General features: G+C 71.4%; 15 protein-coding genes. 8 read left to right on the top strand and 7 right to left on the bottom strand.

Features of this window, described 5'->3' with window-relative positions; all coding sequences use genetic code 11:
- Positions 1 to 178: 178 nt before the first annotated feature.
- Positions 179 to 1,024, top strand: coding sequence for a 23S rRNA (adenine(2030)-N(6))-methyltransferase RlmJ (locus ABZT49_RS19545; RefSeq protein ID WP_355288169.1), 846 nt, complete (start codon positions 179 to 181; stop codon positions 1,022 to 1,024).
- A gap of 4 nt (positions 1,025 to 1,028) precedes the next feature.
- Here ABZT49_RS19545 and ABZT49_RS19540 read toward each other — a convergent pair whose 3' ends face one another.
- The gene (locus ABZT49_RS19540) at positions 1,029 to 2,816 is read right to left on the bottom strand and encodes an SWIM zinc finger family protein (RefSeq protein WP_355288167.1); all 1,788 of its coding nucleotides are present in this window, start codon (positions 2,814 to 2,816) and stop codon (positions 1,029 to 1,031) included.
- Entirely contained in the window at positions 2,813 to 4,246 is a 1,434-nt protein-coding gene (locus ABZT49_RS19535) for an FAD-linked oxidase C-terminal domain-containing protein (protein WP_355288165.1), read from the bottom strand. Before ABZT49_RS19535 ends, ABZT49_RS19540 begins: the two co-directional genes overlap by 4 nt.
- A 279-nt stretch (positions 4,247 to 4,525) precedes the next feature.
- Here ABZT49_RS19535 and ABZT49_RS19530 point away from each other — a divergent pair, with 279 nt between their 5' ends.
- Positions 4,526 to 4,891 carry a cytochrome c family protein gene (locus tag ABZT49_RS19530; protein ID WP_093567675.1) on the top strand — a complete coding sequence of 122 codons (366 nt, stop codon included), beginning with the start codon at positions 4,526 to 4,528 and terminating at the stop codon, positions 4,889 to 4,891.
- A 102-nt stretch (positions 4,892 to 4,993) separates the two neighbouring features.
- On the opposite strand, the gene ABZT49_RS19525 is transcribed toward ABZT49_RS19530, so the two are convergent.
- Entirely contained in the window at positions 4,994 to 5,377 is a 384-nt protein-coding gene (locus tag ABZT49_RS19525) for a PaaI family thioesterase (protein WP_355288211.1), read from the bottom strand.
- A gap of 144 nt (positions 5,378 to 5,521) precedes the next feature.
- Here ABZT49_RS19525 and ABZT49_RS19520 point away from each other — a divergent pair, with 144 nt between their 5' ends.
- Positions 5,522 to 5,953: a PaaI family thioesterase gene (locus tag ABZT49_RS19520; protein WP_355288163.1), complete on the top strand. Its 432-nt coding sequence runs from the start codon at positions 5,522 to 5,524 to the stop codon at positions 5,951 to 5,953.
- Between the two features lie 56 nt (positions 5,954 to 6,009).
- Here the strand turns inward: ABZT49_RS19520 and ABZT49_RS19515 are convergent, their stop codons facing one another.
- Positions 6,010 to 7,485: a TadE/TadG family type IV pilus assembly protein gene (locus tag ABZT49_RS19515; protein WP_355288162.1), complete on the bottom strand. Its 1,476-nt coding sequence runs from the start codon at positions 7,483 to 7,485 to the stop codon at positions 6,010 to 6,012.
- Between the two features lie 401 nt (positions 7,486 to 7,886).
- On the opposite strand from ABZT49_RS19515, the gene ABZT49_RS19510 reads away from it, so the two are divergent.
- The 5 genes from ABZT49_RS19510 (at position 7,887) to ABZT49_RS19490 (ending at position 11,863) form a co-directional block, all read left to right on the top strand.
- A complete protein-coding gene (locus tag ABZT49_RS19510) occupies positions 7,887 to 8,501 on the top strand; it encodes a DUF1285 domain-containing protein (protein WP_355288160.1) in 615 nt (204 codons plus the stop codon).
- On the top strand, positions 8,498 to 9,169 hold the full coding sequence (locus tag ABZT49_RS19505) for a CoA pyrophosphatase (RefSeq protein WP_355288158.1): 672 nt from the start codon (positions 8,498 to 8,500) through the stop codon (positions 9,167 to 9,169). Before ABZT49_RS19510 ends, ABZT49_RS19505 begins: the two co-directional genes overlap by 4 nt.
- A gap of 23 nt (positions 9,170 to 9,192) precedes the next feature.
- A complete protein-coding gene (locus ABZT49_RS19500) occupies positions 9,193 to 9,450 on the top strand; it encodes a DUF6111 family protein (RefSeq protein ID WP_093567680.1) in 258 nt (85 codons plus the stop codon).
- A complete protein-coding gene (locus tag ABZT49_RS19495) occupies positions 9,447 to 10,748 on the top strand; it encodes a CCA tRNA nucleotidyltransferase (RefSeq protein ID WP_355288156.1) in 1,302 nt (433 codons plus the stop codon). Before ABZT49_RS19500 ends, ABZT49_RS19495 begins: the two co-directional genes overlap by 4 nt.
- Before the next feature lie 341 nt (positions 10,749 to 11,089).
- A complete protein-coding gene (locus ABZT49_RS19490) occupies positions 11,090 to 11,863 on the top strand; it encodes a DUF4198 domain-containing protein (protein ID WP_093567682.1) in 774 nt (257 codons plus the stop codon).
- A 212-nt stretch (positions 11,864 to 12,075) separates the two neighbouring features.
- On the opposite strand, the gene ABZT49_RS19485 is transcribed toward ABZT49_RS19490, so the two are convergent.
- The 3 genes from ABZT49_RS19485 to ABZT49_RS19475 form a co-directional block, all read right to left on the bottom strand.
- Positions 12,076 to 12,543 (bottom strand): ureidoglycolate lyase, encoded by a 468-nt coding sequence (locus ABZT49_RS19485; protein ID WP_355288154.1) that lies wholly within the window; start codon positions 12,541 to 12,543, stop codon positions 12,076 to 12,078.
- 11 nt (positions 12,544 to 12,554) lie between these two features.
- On the bottom strand, positions 12,555 to 14,150 hold the full coding sequence (locus tag ABZT49_RS19480) for a choline dehydrogenase (protein ID WP_355288152.1): 1,596 nt from the start codon (positions 14,148 to 14,150) through the stop codon (positions 12,555 to 12,557).
- A gap of 255 nt (positions 14,151 to 14,405) precedes the next feature.
- On the bottom strand, positions 14,406 to 15,815 hold the full coding sequence (locus ABZT49_RS19475) for an FAD-binding oxidoreductase (protein ID WP_355288150.1): 1,410 nt from the start codon (positions 15,813 to 15,815) through the stop codon (positions 14,406 to 14,408).
- Positions 15,816 to 15,856: the final 41 nt, after the last annotated feature.

Genomic DNA, 15,856 nt, shown 5'->3' with positions numbered 1-15,856 from the left:
GATGCCGGGTGAAGCGGGACGCTGGTCGCGCTATTCTGGCATCTCAGCGTTCATGGATCCCGGGTTCTCGGCTTCGCCGAGCCCCGGGATGACGTCGTGCTGTACGATATCCGGGTCGCGAACCGATCGAATGCTGGACGCTGCGATCACGGGACGGCGAGACGAGGACCTCTGATCCGTGAATTACCGCCACGCCTTCCACGCTGGCAACCACGCCGACGTGCTCAAGCACTGGGTGCTGACCCGGGTGCTGGCGCATCTCCAGCGCAAGGCGACGCCGTTCCGGGCGATCGACACCCATGCGGGCCTCGGCTTCTACGACCTCACCGCCGACGAGGCCGGGCGCACCGGCGAGTGGCACGACGGCATCGGCCGGCTCGACGATCCCTTCCCCGAGGCGGTCGAGACGCTGCTCGCTCCCTACCGCGCCGCGGTCGAGTCGGTGCGGGCGCGCCACGGCGCGACGGTCTATCCCGGCTCGCCGGCGCTGATCCGCGAGTTCCTGCGCCCCGGCGACCAGGGCGTGTTCGTCGAGCTGCACCCGGCCGACGGGGCGGTGCTGCATGCCCGCTACAACCAGGATGCGCGCACCAAGGTGCTGGCTCTCGACGGCTGGACGGCGCTCCCCGCCCTGATCCCCCCGAAGGAGCGCCGCGGCCTCGTGCTGATCGACCCGCCCTACGAGGTGCCGGGCGAGATCGAGCGCCTCGGCCGCGAGCTCCTGAAGGCGGTCGCGAAATGGGCGACCGGCACCTACCTCGCCTGGTACCCGATCAAGGACGCCGCCGCGATCGACCGCCTCGCCGCCGCCCTCGACGCCGCCCTGCCCCGGCCCGCCTTGCGCCTCGACCTGCTGATCCACCGGCCCGACCCGACGCGCCTGAGCGGCAGCGGCCTCATCGTGGTCAACCCGCCCTGGACCCTGCGCGAGGAGGCCGAGATCGTCCTGCCGGCTCTGGCCGAGCGCCTGGCGCAGGCCGGCTACGGTGCCTTCCGCTGCGCCTCCCTCGGTCCGCCGGCCTGACGCGTCAGCGCAACGCCTCCAGACGAGGCCTGAGCGCGTGGCGCCGCTTGTGCTCGGTGATCAGCGCCTCGATCCGAGCGGCCCACTCCGCCGGCTTGCCCTGCTTAAGGTACGCCGTCCGGGCATGGGCGAGCCAGGCGGCAGCCTTCTCGTAGAGGCGCGACGAGCCGCCGTTCAGGAACGGTTGGGCCCGCTCCTCCGCGAAGCGCGCGACCCAGGCGGGATCCCGCTCCAGCGCCGCCTCGGCCAGGCGGTGCAGCACGTCCTCGTCGACGTAATCTTCGCGGCTGAACTCGGCCGCCCGCATGGCATCCCCGATCAGCCGCTCCTCGAGCAGGATCGCGATTCGGTCGTGGGAGAAATCGGACTTGGCGAGGATCGTCAGAAGCTCGTCGCGGACCGGCTCCCAGCCCTTGCCGGCGATCGTGCGCGCGGCAACGTAGTCGTCGAGGGCGCGGCTCGCCGCGAAGGCGGCGCGGGCTCCCTCGAGGGCGAGGTCCCGGCGCTTGAGCGCGGCGGCCTCGTCGCGCAGCCAGCGCGCCAGGGCGCCGGCGGCTTCGCTCTCCTCGTCGGCGGGGCGCAGGCCGGATCGCGCCAGGGAGAGCGCCTGGTCGGCATGCCCGGCCTCGCGCAGGCGCCGGGCGAGAGCGAGGATCTGGCCCTGCGCCGCGACGTGCTCGGTCGCGTAGGCGACGGCCTCGTCGGCCCGATCGAGCCGCAACAGCATGTCGGCATAGGCGACCCTGTCTCCCGCGGCCCGGGCGAGGTTCAGGTATTCCTCGGTGCGTCCCGAGGCCGCGAGAGCCCGCAGGCGCACGGCGACGAGGTCCCGTTCGGTCTCCGGCAGGGACGCCTCGGCCTTGCCGGCGAGCACGGCCTGGAGCGCCGGCGCGTCCCAGCCGGCGGCGAGCGCCGCGGTGACGCGGGAGAAGCCGTCGGGCGCGTAGTCGCTGAGCTCGGCCTGCCAGCCCTCGACCGTCTCGAACAGGTCGTCGCGCTCGTCCTCCGAGAGGTCGCCCATCAGGACCGCCTCGGCCATCATCCGCCCGAGATCCTCGAACAGGAGGTACATGTCCTCGTCGGTCTCGGCCATCTCGCCGAGCCACTCCTCGATGAACGGCTCGGCCACCGCCACGAGGACGCGCAGGGCGTTGCGCCCGTCCCCGGCCTCCAGGAACGGCACCGCCTTCCCGACGAGGGTCTGCAGCTCGTCGGAGGGACCGGCGGATTCGTAATCGTCCCAGTAGCTCCGCGCCCGGTGGGCCAGCAACGTGCGGACTTGAGCGGCGATCGGCGCCGGATCGACGACGTCCCGGCCCGGGGCGACGGCGAGCTCGACCTCGATCCAGCCGGCGAGGTCGGGATCGGCCTCGGCCCGGCGCAGGAGCAGGTTCGCCAGGGACTCGCGCGGCAGGTCGTCGAGGATCTGGCGCAGGGTCGGCCGCTCGGCCACCGCCCCGGGCTTGCCGGCGGCGATGAGGGTCGCGACGACGTGCTTGCAGACGTCGCCCCACTCGTAGGGGCAGGTGCAGCGAAGGTCGGTCGCGCGACCGTCCTTCAGGTGGATCGTGACCCGGTAGGGCGCGTCCTCGCTGCCCGCGACCGCGGCGGTGAGCACGTCGCCGCGGCGCACGAGGTCGGAGACGGCGCCCGAGCGCGCCGCCTCGCGGCCGCGCTCGAAGATTTTCGGGTCGGCGAGCGCCTTGATCGCCGCCTCGCCCGGCAGGGCGGCGGGCGCTTCCCCCTCGGCAACGCTCTTGGCGGCGCCTTTGCCGACCCGTTTGAGGCTCACGCCGCGATCCGCCCGTCCAGCGGGAACACCTTGGCCGGGTTCATCAGCCAGGCGGGATCGAACACCGCCCGCACCCGCATCTGCTGGTGCAGGTCCTCCGGGTTGTACTGATAGGTCATCAGGTCGCGCTTCTCGATGCCGACGCCGTGCTCGCCGGTGAGGCAGCCGCCGACCTCGACGCAGAGCTTCAGCATCTCCTCGCCGGCGGCCTCGGCCTTCTCCATCTCGCCGGGCGTGTTGATGTCGAACAGGATCAGCGGGTGCAGGTTGCCGTCGCCGGCGTGGAAGACGTTGGCGCAGCGCAGACCGTAGGATTGGGTGATCTCGCCGATGCGCTCCAGCACGCGGGGCAATTGCCCGGTCGGGATGGTGCCGTCCATGCAGATGTAGTCGGAGATGCGGCCGGTCGCGCCGAAGGCCGACTTGCGACCCTTCCAGATCGCGGCACTCTCGGCCTCCGATTGCGAGACCTTCAGGCTCGTCGGGTTGAAGGGCTTGGCGATCTCGACGATGCGGGCGAGCATCGCGTCGCACTCCTCCTGGCAGCCCTCGACCTCGATGATCAGCATCGCCTCGGCATCCAGAGGATAGCCGGCATGCGCGAAGGCCTCGCAGATCGCGATCGCCTCGCGGTCCATGTACTCGATCGCCACCGGGATGATGCCGGCGCCGATGATCGCCGCCGTGCAGGCGCCCGCATCCTCGACCGTGCCGAAGCCCATCAGCGCCGGCCGCGCGCCCTCCGCGGCGCGCAGGATCCGCACGGTCGCCTCGGTGACGATGCCGAGTTGGCCTTCCGAGCCGCAGACGAGGCCCAAAAGATCGTAGCCGGCGGCATCGAGGTGGTCGCCGCCGATCTCGACGACCGTGCCGTCGATCATCACCAGGGTCACGCCCATCAGGTTGTTGGTGGTGACGCCGTATTTGAGGCAGTGGGCGCCGCCCGAGTTCATCGCGATGTTGCCCGCGATGGTGCAGGCGAGCTGGCTCGACGGGTCGGGGGCGTAGAAGAAGCCCTCGTGCGCCACCGCGGCGCTGATGGCGAGGTTGGTGATGCCGGCCTGGACCCGAGCGGTGCGGTTGGAAAAGTCGACGTCGAGCACCCGAGTCATCTTGGCGACGCCGAGGATCACCGCATCCTCCTGCGCGATGGCGCCGCCGGCGAGCGACGTGCCGGCGCCGCGCGGCACCACCTTGACGCCCTGCGCGTGGCAGTAGCGCAGCACAGCCGAGACCTCCTGGGTGGTCGAGGGCAGCACCACGGCGAGCGGCATCTTGCGGTAGGCGGTGAGCCCGTCGGTCTCGAAGGCGCGGCGCTCATCCTCGCTGGTCACCAGGGCCTCCGGCGCGACGAGGCCGCGCAGGCCCTCCACGATCGCGTCGCGGCGGGCGAGGATCGCGGGATCCGGGGGCGGGAAGGCGATCGTCATGGCGTGTCCCCTGTCGGCTTCTTGTCGGAGGTCTCGGGACCGTGTCCATTGGGCCGGTCCTTGGTGTCCCATCATACCGGAGGCGAGGGACCGCGCCCATCCCGCGCCCGTGCGAGGGGTTGCCCCGCACCTTGGTCCGATTGCGCGCGAACGCGGCAGAGCTTCTTTTCGTCGCATGGGACCCGGCGCGAACCGTCGGCGTTTTTAACTGTACCAATCTGCAGGCTGGGCCATATCCCCTTGGCCGGTCGCGAACGACGTCCGTTTGGAGGGAACCTCATGCGTCAGCTCATCCTCGGTGCCGCCCTGGCGGCGCTCCTGCCCTTCGCCGCCCAGGCCCAGAGCGCGGGCGACGCGGCCGCCGGCGAGAAGGTCTTCGCGCCCTGCAAGGCCTGCCACGCCTTCGGCAAGAACGGCGTCGGCCCGGACCTCACGGGCGTCATCGGCCGCAAGGCCGGCACCCACGAGGGCTACAACTACTCGGCCGCGATGAAGAATTCCGGCCTGACCTGGGACGAGGCCACGTTCCGGGACTACATCCACAACCCGAAGGCCAAGGTGCCGGGCACCAAGATGATCTTCGCCGGCATCACCGACGACAAGAAGGTCGCCGACCTGATCGCCTATCTCGAGACCAAGAAGTAGGTCCGGGCGCGGCCCCGGCGGCGTCCGCCGGGGCCCGCCGCGGTGTCTCGCGAACGAAGCTCCCGCAGCTCCGGCGCCGCGGGAGCTTCGTTCGAGATGCGCTCAATCGCCGACGCCGTCCCGCCCCTGGACGGCCATCAGGGTGGCGGTGAGGAGCGCGACGAGTTTCTCGCCGCCCTCGCTCTCCGAAAAGACCTCGGCCTGCGCCAGCGTCAGGGTGCGGCCTGCCTTGACGACCCGGCCCCGCGCCAGGATGCGGCGGCCGGCCGCCGGCGCGAGCAGGTTGATCTTGAACTCCGCCGTCAGCACCCCGGCACCGGGCGGCATCAGGGTCAGGGCGGCGTAGCCCGCCGCGCTGTCGGCGATGGCGCCCACCGCCCCCGCATGGACGAAGCCGTGCTGCTGCGACACCGCCGGCCCGGGCACGAGCGCGATCTCGACCGCGCCGGGGGCCACCGCTTCGAGCGTGGCCCCGAGGGTACGCATCAGGCCCTGCTTGTCGAAGCTGGCGCGCACGCGCGCTTCCGATGTCCGTTCCGTCACTGGGCCCCTCCCGCGGGATTTTTCTTGTAGATGTCTTGAGGCACGGCCGCGGCCGCGCTGTCCAGCGTTCTCACCCTCCGAGGCCCCATGACCTCCCCCGATTCCGACCCGGCCGGCTGGCGCCCCTTCGACGATCCGGGCTTCCTCTCCCTGGTCGGCCCGGTCCTGCTGCGCGAGGACGGCGAGGCGGTAAGCTTCGCGTTCCGGGCCGAGCCCAAGCACGCCAACCTGATCGGCGTGGTGCAGGGCGGCATGATGATGACCTTCGCCGACCGGGCGCTGGGTTTCGCCGCCATGCGGGCCGCCGGGGGCGCGAATTGCGTCACGGTGCAGTTCGAGATGCAGTTCGTCTCGGCCGGACGGATCGGCGAGACGATCACGATGACGCCCCAGGTGGTGCAGCGCACGGCGAGCCTGGTCTTCCTGCGCGGCGACGCGGTCTGCGACCGCGGCATCGTCGCCACCGCGACTGGCGTGTGGAAGATCCTGCGCCGCCGGCCGGATTTCGGGCCGGCCTGACGTGGCCGGTCCGCGTCAGGCGCGGTCCGGGCCGGCACCGGCACGTCGGGGGTGCCTCAATTGGTGAGCGTCGGGTAGGCGCTCGTCGGCCCGATCCCTTTCGGTACCGGCACTTTGCTCGCCCCGTAATTCGCGTTGACGACGAGATGCGGCGCCTGCGACAGCGCGAGCCTGTGCACCACGATCGCCGTATACTCCGACTGGTCGGCGACGACCTGGTTGGCGGAAACCACGAAGGTCCCGCGCGGCAGGTAGATCGTGCCGACGAGACGGCGGGCGTTGTCGCTCATGACCTCGAACACCCGGTTCGCCGGGGACGCGCGATCCTCGAAGAACAGCAGACCCGCCATCGCGCGGTCCGTCGGGGCGCTGAGCGACACACTCGAGCGCGGCATGAACTGAATTGGGCGGGCAATGCCGTCCTCCTCGGGATCGACCGTGCCGGTGAAGTAGAAGCCGACGCCGTCACCACTCAGCGAAGCCGGCGGCAGCCACGTTGGCGAGGTCGGGCAGCGCAGGAGAGACTTAATTCTTTCTGAAACACGGCTATGATAGCAAAGACAAGGGACGTACTTACGACGCCTTGACCCGCTTGTCCAAGCGTCCGACCCGACCACGAGAGGGCCGTTCTTCATAACATAAACACCGGGATTGAGCTTGACATTCGCCCCCGACGTCAGGGCGAGACCGCCGCAATAAATTCCGGGATCCAGGACGACGGTTCCGCCTCCCTGTTGCTTGTCCACTTGCATGTCGTTGTGGTCACAACCGCCCGTGGGCGGCGCGACGCGGCCGACGAGTGGGTCCTTGATGGCCGGGCAACCCGTAATCGGCACAGGCTGGTAGTGCTGCGAGGGCCCGGCATAGCCGCCGACCGCGCAGGATTTCATCGCGCTCAGCTTCGAGGCGCCGCGCGCATCGATCGCGGCGGCGGATGCGGACATCGCGTAGACGGAGCAGCCGGTCGCGGCGATCTGGGCGTCGTCGTTCAGGCCGATGCTCTGCGCAGACTGCCCGTCCAGCGCCACGATGCACACCTTGGACGTGCCGACGATCTCGGCCGTCGCCCGGACGACGATCTCGGTCAGGTAGGGCGCGACGAGCTTCGTCATAATCGCATGCTTTCGCTGCGTCATGGTCAGCCTAACGCCGGTCGGCGCCTGATCGCGCTCGTTGACCAGTGCGACCGCGAAGGGATCGTCCGCATGACTTCGGCGATAGACGGGCTCGATCGCGAGATTGATCCATTCGTCGCGGATCTTGGTCTGCGCCAAGCTCTCCGTCTGGCCCTTCGCCACGGCCCAGGCCCGGCCCTTGTCGAAGCCGCCGACCTGCATGTCGGAGACGACCGCGAGCGCTGTCACGTCGACGAGGTTCTGGAGCTTCTGCTTGCGGAGCAGCCAGGTCGCGTAATCGACACCGATGCCGACGCAACCGAGGATGACGGGGGCGAGGAACGCGAAAGCGAGGGCGACGCCTCCCTGTCGACTGCGGACGAAACAGCCGACACGACCTGTAACGACGCGAAACATAAACATTTTGTCCTATTTTGCAATGATTTTAGGCGCAAATACATGAATAAATAGCTAATATTATGTCTTAGATGCAACATTACAGGAGTTATACAAAGGAATAAAAACCTTATACTATCGTGAAGCCGACTCAAAATAGGATATTATTCTTATAAATCACCAATAACATCTACGGCAAGTGATATTGTATCTGCCCTGCATCGATCGCAGGTTGCTCCGCCGGCCACGAATGCCAGTGCAGGCGGGACATCCGGCCCACCTGCCGCGCACCGGCGCACCGGCCGTGCACCGAGGCGCCAGGGAACCCTGGACGGCCGTGAACAGGCCGGCCGGCGGCGCCATGTCCCGGCCTCGCACCGGCGTGCCTGCACAATCCGTCCCGATCCGCTATTTAGAGCGGGATGACGCACGATCCGAACGGCACCCCGCCCGGTGGGGTTCTCGAACGACTGACCGCTTCCCTGGGCGCGGAGGGCGCGCGGCGCGGGCCGCCGCCGGTCGAGCGCTGGAACCCGGACTATTGCGGCGAGATCCCGATGCGCATCGCCGCCGACGGGACATGGCACTACAACGGCAGCCCGATCACCCGGCCGGCCCTGGTCCGGCTGTTCTCCACCATCCTGCGCCGCGACCCCGACGGGCGCACCGTCCTGGTGACGCCGGTGGAGCGGGTCGGGATCGAGGTCGAGGACGCGGCCTTCCTGGCGGTCGAGATGGCGGTGGAGGGCGAGGGCGAGGCCCGCGCCATCGCCTTCCGCACCAACCTCGACGACGTCGTCCCCCTCGACGACGCCCATCCCCTGCGGTTCGAGCGCGACCCGGAGGGCGGGTTCAAGCCCTATATCGCCGTGCGCCACGGCCTGTGGGCCCGCCTCACCCGGGCGCTGGCCTACGATCTCGTGGAGCTGTGCGAGGAGCGCGAGGAGACAGGCGAGACCTGGTTCGGCCTCGCTGCCGGCGGACGCTTCCACCGCATCGCCAAATCCGCCGAAATCGGGGCGGCCGAGCTGTCGTGACCGATCTCGTCGCGTCCACCGCCCTCGACGCCTTCCTGGAGCGCGCCCGCGCGCGCCTGCGGCCCGAGCCGCCGGGCCCGCACGATTCGACCTCGAATCCGAGGGGCGACCACGACCTCGAGCCCGACGTGCTGGAGGCGGCGCTCGCGCGCCCGCCGCGGCTCGCCGCAGTGCTGGTGCCGGTGGTGCCGCGCGACGACGGCGTGTCGGTGCTGTTCACCCTGCGCTCGGCGCATCTGCGCGACCATTCAGGCCAAGTCGCCTTCCCGGGCGGCAAGATCGATTCTAGCGACCCCTCGCCGCTCGCCGCGGCCCTGCGGGAGGCGCAAGAAGAGATCGGGCTCGATCCCGCGGCGGTGACGCCGCTCGGCTACCTCGACCCCTACCTATCGGGCACCGGCTTCCTGGTGACGCCGGTGGTCGGGCTGGTGGCACCGGACGCCACTCTCACGCTCAACCCGCACGAGGTGGCCGACGCCTTCGAGGTGCCGCTCGCCTTCCTGATGGATGTGGCCAACCACGCCCTGCACAGCCGGGAATGGCGCGGGCGCCAGCGGCGCTACTACGCGATCCCCTTCGGCGAGCGTTACATCTGGGGGGTGACCGCCGGCATCGTGCGCAACCTCTACGACCGGCTCCGCGACGCGGACGAGCCGACACCCCGGTAGAACCTCCGCCCCGATAGGACCTCATGGCCCGCGCGCTGATCGACGACGTCCTGCTGTTCCTGCTCCCCTTCGCGGTCTTCGCGGTGTGGCTGACCTTACGCCAGCGCAGCCCCTTGCGCTGGGTCCACTGGAGCGACCACGCCGCGCGGCTCGCCATCGCGGGCGCCGCCCTGGTCATCCTGTCGTTCGTGGTAGTGGCGCTCACCGCCGAGCGGCACCGGGACGGCTTCGTGCCGACCCATATCGAGAACGGCCGGGTGGTGCCCGGGCAGTTCCGGTGAGCACGGCCCTCGACGAGGCCGCCCTGCGGCGCGTGCTGGCGCGGCCGCGCCTCGCCCGCGTGCTCGCCGCCCTCGACGCCCCGGGCGAGGAGACCCGCCTCGTCGGCGGCGCGGTGCGCGACGCGCTGCTCGGCCGCCCGGTCGCCGATATCGACCTCGCCACCACGCTCCTGCCCGAGGCGGTGGTCGCGCGCGCGGGTGCGGCGGGCCTGAAACCCGTGCCGACCGGCATCGCCCACGGCACCGTCACGGTGGTGGCGGAGGGCGAGCCGTTCGAGGTGACGACCCTGCGCGAGGACATCGAGACCGACGGGCGCCACGCCGTGGTGCGCTTCGGCCGCGACTTCTCCCGTGACGCGGCCCGGCGCGACTTCACCGTCAACGCCCTCTCGGTCACGCCCGACGGGCGCGTCCACGACACGGTCGGGGGCCTCGACGACTTGGCGGCAGCCCGGGTGCGCTTCATCGGCGAGGCCCGTCAGCGCATCCGCGAGGATTACCTGCGGGTCCTGCGCTTCTTCCGCTTCCACGCCCGCTACGGCGCCGGCGCCCCCGACCCGGAGGGGCTCGCCGCCGCGGTCGAGGCTCGGGACGGGCTGGCGCAGCTCTCCCGCGAGCGGGTGCGGGGGGAGATCCTGAAGCTCCTCGTCGCCCCCGGGGCGCCCGCCGTCACGGCGATCCTGTCGCAGACCGGCCTGCTGCAGCGGCTGATCGGCGGGGTCGGCGATCTCGGCCGCCTCGCCCGGCTCGCCGCCGCAGAGGTCGAGGTCGGGGTCGAGGCCGATCCGGTGCGCCGCCTCGCCGCCCTGGCTGTGCGCTCATCCGCCGATGCCGAGCGCCTGCGGGAGACCCTGCGCCTGTCGAAGGCCGAGCACGCGCGGCTCATCGCGTTCGCGGGCGCGGAGGCCGCCCTGCACGGGGCGCTCGAACCCCTGACGCCAGCGGATGTGCGGCGCCTCGTGGCCGTGCACGGGGCCGGGGCTTTGTCCGACGCCGCCCTGGTGCTGACCGGCGAGACGCGGCCGGCGCTGACGCCGGAGGCGGGCGAGGCGCTCGCGCGGTTCGCCGCCGGCGCCGAGCCGGTGCCGGTCCTGCCGGTCACCGGCGCGGCGCTCGTCGCGGCGGGCGCTCCCCCCGGCCGCGCCCTCGGCCGGGGCCTCGCGGCGGCGCGGCGGGCCTGGCTCGCGGAAGGCTGCCCGACCGACGCGGCCGCCAAGGCGCGCCTGCGCGCGCTCGCCCTCGCGGCAGCCGGCGGAACCGCCGAAGATGCCGCCCGTTCGCCCCATTCCAAGAGCTAACGCTTGAAGAAGCTGACTTTTCCGGGCTCGCCCCGGAGGAAGGACCGGGATGGCGCGGATCGCGATGGCATTCGGGATGGTGGGCGCGGCGGTTGCCGGGGCGGTGGCCCTGTCCTACCTGGCGAACGGACTGCGCCAGGCCGGCCGGGGGCAGCAGGCCAAGCCGGGCTGACCCACGCCGGCGCGGGAGTTCCGGTCTCCGGGCTCCCCGCCGTGGATCGGTTCGCGTGGATCGGTTTGCCGCCGGATGGGTTATGATGCCTTGCCGCCGCGGGCCCGCTTCGTGCCTCGCCCCTCACGCGAGGCGCCGTCCGGCGCCGCCCGATGGAGACCGACGACCGATGCAGCCCCTGCTCCGCACCGCCCTGGCCGCCGCCCTCGTCCTCGGGGCCTCGCGGCCCGGCGCCGCGCACGAGCTGTGGCTGACCCTCAGCACCGTCGATCAGGTCCCGCAGGTCCGAGTCAATTACGGCCACGCCTCGAAGCGCGAGGCGCCGCGCGCGCCGCAGCTCATCGACCTCGTCGCCCTGACGCAGGACGGGCGCACGGATTTGCGCGCCGGCCTCAAGCCCGCCCCGCCGGACGTGCCGCCGGCCCTGCTGGCGCCGCTCGGCACGAAGCCCGGCCGCACCCTGGTCGCGGCGACCTACGATGCCGGGTACTGGACGACGCTTCGCGACGGCACCCGCCTCAACGCCAGCCGGCGCCTGGTGACGGAGGCCCGCGAGGGCCGCTGGTCGGTGAAATACGCCAAGGCCGCCTTCGGCCCCGGCGCGCCGTGGCTGCGGGTGGTCGGCCACACCCTGGAGATCGTGCCGGTCGAGGTCCCGGGTCCGACCGCGGGGGCGATCCGGGTGCGGGTGCTGTTTCGCGGCGCGCCGCTGCCGGGGGCCGACCTCTATTACGGCGACAGCGGCATGGAGCCGGAGCGGGCCGGCGTGCCGGCCTACACCACCGACCCGGAGGGCGTCGCCACGGTGCCGATCCGCAAGGCCGGCAGCCAGGTGCTCACGGTGACCCAGACGGTGAGCCCCTCCGCCACCCCGACGCTCGCCGACGAGGACGTCTACACCGCGACCTTCGCGTTCCGGCTCGACGAGCCGTCGGTCAATTGAGGATCCGTTTGGCTAGAAATGCGAGACATTTCTCTCCTACCCACGACCTCATCCTGAGGTGCCGCGCAGCGGCCTCGAAGGAGGTCTCCAGAGAGCTCCGAGACTTCTGGAGGCCTCCTTCGAGGTCAGTCGATCTTCGATCGACTGACACCTCAGGATGAGGGTGCGGGTTGGATACTCTATTCATCGAACAAGCATCCAGCGAGACGACTCTACGCCGCCAATTCAACCGGATCGATCGGTGCGAACACGCAATCCTCCGCGCTGCCGTCCTCGTGTACCAGCATCGCGAAGGTGCCGGGCGCCGACAGCGTGGTCATGTGGGCGTGCCACGCGCCGCTGCGATAGACGATTCCCGTATCGCCCGGCACCTGGAAGGCGCGCAGGGCCGCCTCGTCCGGCCGCCCGCCGGCATCGGGCGCCACCACCACTAGGTACGCGCCGACGGCGAGCGGCAGGAAGCTCTGCGCCGAGTGCGGGTGCCGTTCGAGCCGCCGCAGGGGCATCGAACCGGCGAAGGGCTCGCTGCGGATCAGCGCGAGGTTGAGGGGGACGCCCGGCCGCCCGTTCTCGATCTCGGCCGCCCGGTCCTGGCGCGGACCGGCCGCCGGGCCGACCAGCAGCGTGCCGTACGGCGCGAAGGCCTCCGCGGTGATCGGCTCGATCGGAAGGGTGCGCATCTCGGATCCTCTCAGCGGCCATCCTCCCGTATCAGGTCCGCCCCCTTCTCGGCGATCATCATCACGGCGGCCTGGGTGTTGGCCGAGACCTCGGTCGGCATCACGCTGGCGTCGATCACCCGCAGGCCCTCCAGGCCGCGCACCCGCAGGCGCTCGTCCACCACCGCGTCGGGGCCCTGCCCCATGCTGCAGGTCCCGACCGGGTGGTAGATCGTCTGGCCGTTGCGGCGGGCGAAATCGAGCCACTCGTCGTCCGATTGCACGCCCGCGCCGGGGTTGAGCTCGTGGGCGCGGTAGGGGTCCATCGCGGGCTGGTCGATCACCCGGCGGGCGATGCGCATGCCCTCGATCAGGGCCTCCTGGTCGCTGCGCTGGCTGAGGAAGTTCGGGCGGATCGCCGGGGGGCGGAGGGGATCGCCCGAGACCGCGTGGATGGTGCCGCGGGATTCGGGCCGCAACTGCGTCACGCCGATCGTCATGCCGGGCTCGCGGTCGAGGGTGCGGTCGGCGGCGTTGGCGTAGCTCGCATGCATGAAGAAGTACTGCACGTCGGGCCCGGCGAGGTCGGGCCGGGTGCGCACGAAGCCGTGGGCGAGGCCGGTGCCGAGGGTGAGGATGCCGCGGCGGGTCAGGAAATACTGCCCGACCGCGAGGCCGAGGCGCCAGCCGCGGGTCGCCTCGTTGAGGGTCACCGGCAGCTTGACGCGCCAGTTCATCCGGGTGGCGTAGTGATCGCGATAATTCTCGCCGACCCCCGGCAGGGCGTGGCGGACCGGGATTCCCGCCGCCGCCAGCACCTCCGGCCGGCCGATGCCGGAGAGTTCGAGCAGGTGCGGCGACTGCACGGCGCCCGCCGCCAGGATCACCTCGGCCCGCGCGCTGACCCGCTCCTCACGGCCCCCGCGCCGGTAGGTGACGCCGGTGACGCGATTGCCGTCGAGGTCGAGGCGCAGGACCTGGGCGTTCGTGCGCACCGTCAGGTTCGGGCGCCGGCGGGTCGGCTGCAGGTAGGCGTCCCGGGCGCTCCAGCGCCGGCCGTTGCGCTGGTTGGCCTGATAATACCCGAAACCCTCCTGCGAGGCGCCGTTATAGTCGGGGTTTTCAGGAAAGCCGGCCTCGGTCCCGGCCCGGATGAAGGCGTCGGCGAGGGGGTTCCTCACCCCGACCCGGGTGACGTGGAGGGGACCGTCGCGGCCGCGAAGCTCCGGGTCGCCGCCCTCGAAACGCTCCAGCTTGCGGAAATAGGGCAGGACGTCCTGCCAGCTCCAGCCGCGGTTGCCGCTCTGGGCCCAGGTGTCGAAATCCTGCGGCTGGCCGCGCACGAAGATCATGCCGTTGATCAGCGTCGAGCCGCCGAGCCCCTTGCCGCGGGGCACCACGATGGTGCGCGCGTGGGTGTTCGGCTCCGGCTCGGTGGCGAAGCGCCAGTTGAAGGCGGCGCCGGTGAGGAGTTTTGGGAAGCCCGCCGGGATGCCAACCCAGAACCCGGTCCCCTCCCCGCCCGCCTCGAGCAGCAGCACGCGCGTGCGGGGATCCGCGCTCAGGCGGTTGGCCAGCACGCAGCCCGCGGTGCCCCCGCCGACGATGACGACGTCGAACGCGTCCATGGTCCTCCCCGGTGTTCGTTCTTGTCGTTGGTTATGGACCGGGCTCGCCGCGCAGTCGAACCCTCCCCCTCTGCGGGGGAGGGTGCCCCACGGAGTGGGGCGGGAGAGGGGAACCACGCTTCCGAAGCGGTCGCGACCATGATGACGGGCGCCACCGCATCGTGCTGCCCCTCTCGGCGGGACTTCGTCCCGCTGCGCTCGCTCCGCTCGCCACCCTTCCCCGCAGAGGGGGGAGGGTTAAGGAGCGCGCCTTCCCTACCCCCGCGCCAGCACCTTCCCCGGATTCAGCAACCCCTCCGGATCCAGCGCCGCCTTGATCCGCCGCGCCAACGCCATCTCGTCGGGATGGCGGTGCCGGGCGAGCTCGGCGACGCGGTACTGGCCGATGCCGTGCTCGGCCGAGATGCTGCCGCCGTAGCGGTCGACCACCCCGTGCACGAGGCCGTTGATCGCCTCCGAGGCATGGTCCGGCCCGATCAGGACGTTGTAGTGGATGTTGCCGTCGCCCATATGGCCGAAGGCGTTGACGCGGGTGCCCGGCGCGCCCGCCGCCAGCACCCTTCCGGCCTCGTCGAGGAAGGCGGGGATCGCGGTGATCGGCACCGAGACGTCGTGCTTCACGCTCTTGCCCTCGCGGGCCTCGCACTCGGTCACGTGCTCGCGCAAAGCCCAGAGCTCGGCGGCCTGGCGTCCGGATTCGGCGAGCACCCCGTCGAGGGCGTCCTCGCGCTCGAGCGCCGTGCCGAGCACGCCCTCCATCGCCTCGCGCAACCCCGAGAGCGACGAGGCCGCCTCGATCAGCACGCTCCAGCCCGCCTGGCCCACCGGGCTCTTCAGGCCCGCATGCTTCTCCACCAGGCCGAGCGAGGTGCCGGAGATCAGCTCGAAGGCCTGGATGCTGTCGCCGATCTCTTCTTGAGCCAGGGTGAACAGGCGGAGCGCCGCCGCCGGATCGGGCACGGAGAGCAGCGCCGTCGCGCTGTGGCGGGGCTTCGCCACGAGGCGCAGGACCGCCGCCGTGACGATGCCGAGCGTGCCCTCGGTGCCGATGAAGAGCTGCTTCCAGTCGTAGCCGGCATTGTCCTTGCGAAGCGCCCGCAATCCGTCGACGGTGCTGCCGTCGGCGAGCACCACCTCGAGGCCCAGCACGAGGCCGCGGGTCATGCCGTAGCGCACCACGTTGATCCCGCCCGCATTGGTGGCGATCACGCCGCCGACCAGCGCCGAGCCCTCCGCCGCGAAGCTCACCGGCAGGAACCGGCCGGCGGCCTCGGCGGCGTCCTGCGCGATCTTGAGGACGCAGCCGGCCTCCGCCGTCAGGGTCAGGCCGACGGGATCGACCGCGCGGATCGCGGTCATGCGGGCGAGCGACAGCACCACCTGCCCACCCGAGGCGTCCGGCACCGCGCCGCCGGCGAGCCCGGTATTGCCGCCCTGCGGCACCAGGGCGGCGCCGGCCTCGGCGCAGAGCCGCACCACGTCGGCGACCTCGGCGGTCGAGGCGGGGCGCACCACGCAGGCCGGGCGGCCCGGGAACAGGCGCCGCCAGTCGATCGCGAAGGGGGCCATGTCGGCCTCCGCGGTGAGGAGGCCGGCAGGGCCGAGACGCTCCCCGAGGCGCCGGATCAGATCGTCGTGCGGGGATGGGTGGGCCGGAAGGGTCATCGGCGTCCTCCGGTTGAGTCGCGCGGGTGGGGTTTTTCGGG

The organism is Methylobacterium sp. EM32, from assembly GCF_040593685.1.
In the GTDB taxonomy this organism is placed as follows: Bacteria; Pseudomonadota; Alphaproteobacteria; order Rhizobiales; family Beijerinckiaceae; genus Methylobacterium.
This window is presented reverse-complemented; position numbering and strand designations above follow the sequence as displayed.

Coding starts and splice junctions, on each gene's coding strand:
- ABZT49_RS19490 (WP_093567682.1), top strand. CDS start 11,090: ATGCAGCCCCTGCTCCGCACCGCCCTGGCCGCCGCCCTCGTCCTCGGG.
- ABZT49_RS19535 (WP_355288165.1), bottom strand. CDS start 4,246: ATGACGATCGCCTTCCCGCCCCCGGATCCCGCGATCCTCGCCCGCCGC.
- ABZT49_RS19475 (WP_355288150.1), bottom strand. CDS start 15,815: ATGACCCTTCCGGCCCACCCATCCCCGCACGACGATCTGATCCGGCGC.
- ABZT49_RS19500 (WP_093567680.1), top strand. CDS start 9,193: ATGGCCCGCGCGCTGATCGACGACGTCCTGCTGTTCCTGCTCCCCTTC.
- ABZT49_RS19515 (WP_355288162.1), bottom strand. CDS start 7,485: ATGTTTCGCGTCGTTACAGGTCGTGTCGGCTGTTTCGTCCGCAGTCGA.
- ABZT49_RS19485 (WP_355288154.1), bottom strand. CDS start 12,543: ATGCGCACCCTTCCGATCGAGCCGATCACCGCGGAGGCCTTCGCGCCG.
- ABZT49_RS19510 (WP_355288160.1), top strand. CDS start 7,887: ATGACGCACGATCCGAACGGCACCCCGCCCGGTGGGGTTCTCGAACGA.
- ABZT49_RS19520 (WP_355288163.1), top strand. CDS start 5,522: ATGACCTCCCCCGATTCCGACCCGGCCGGCTGGCGCCCCTTCGACGAT.
- ABZT49_RS19530 (WP_093567675.1), top strand. CDS start 4,526: ATGCGTCAGCTCATCCTCGGTGCCGCCCTGGCGGCGCTCCTGCCCTTC.
- ABZT49_RS19480 (WP_355288152.1), bottom strand. CDS start 14,150: ATGGACGCGTTCGACGTCGTCATCGTCGGCGGGGGCACCGCGGGCTGC.
- ABZT49_RS19525 (WP_355288211.1), bottom strand. CDS start 5,377: ATGCGTACCCTCGGGGCCACGCTCGAAGCGGTGGCCCCCGGCGCGGTC.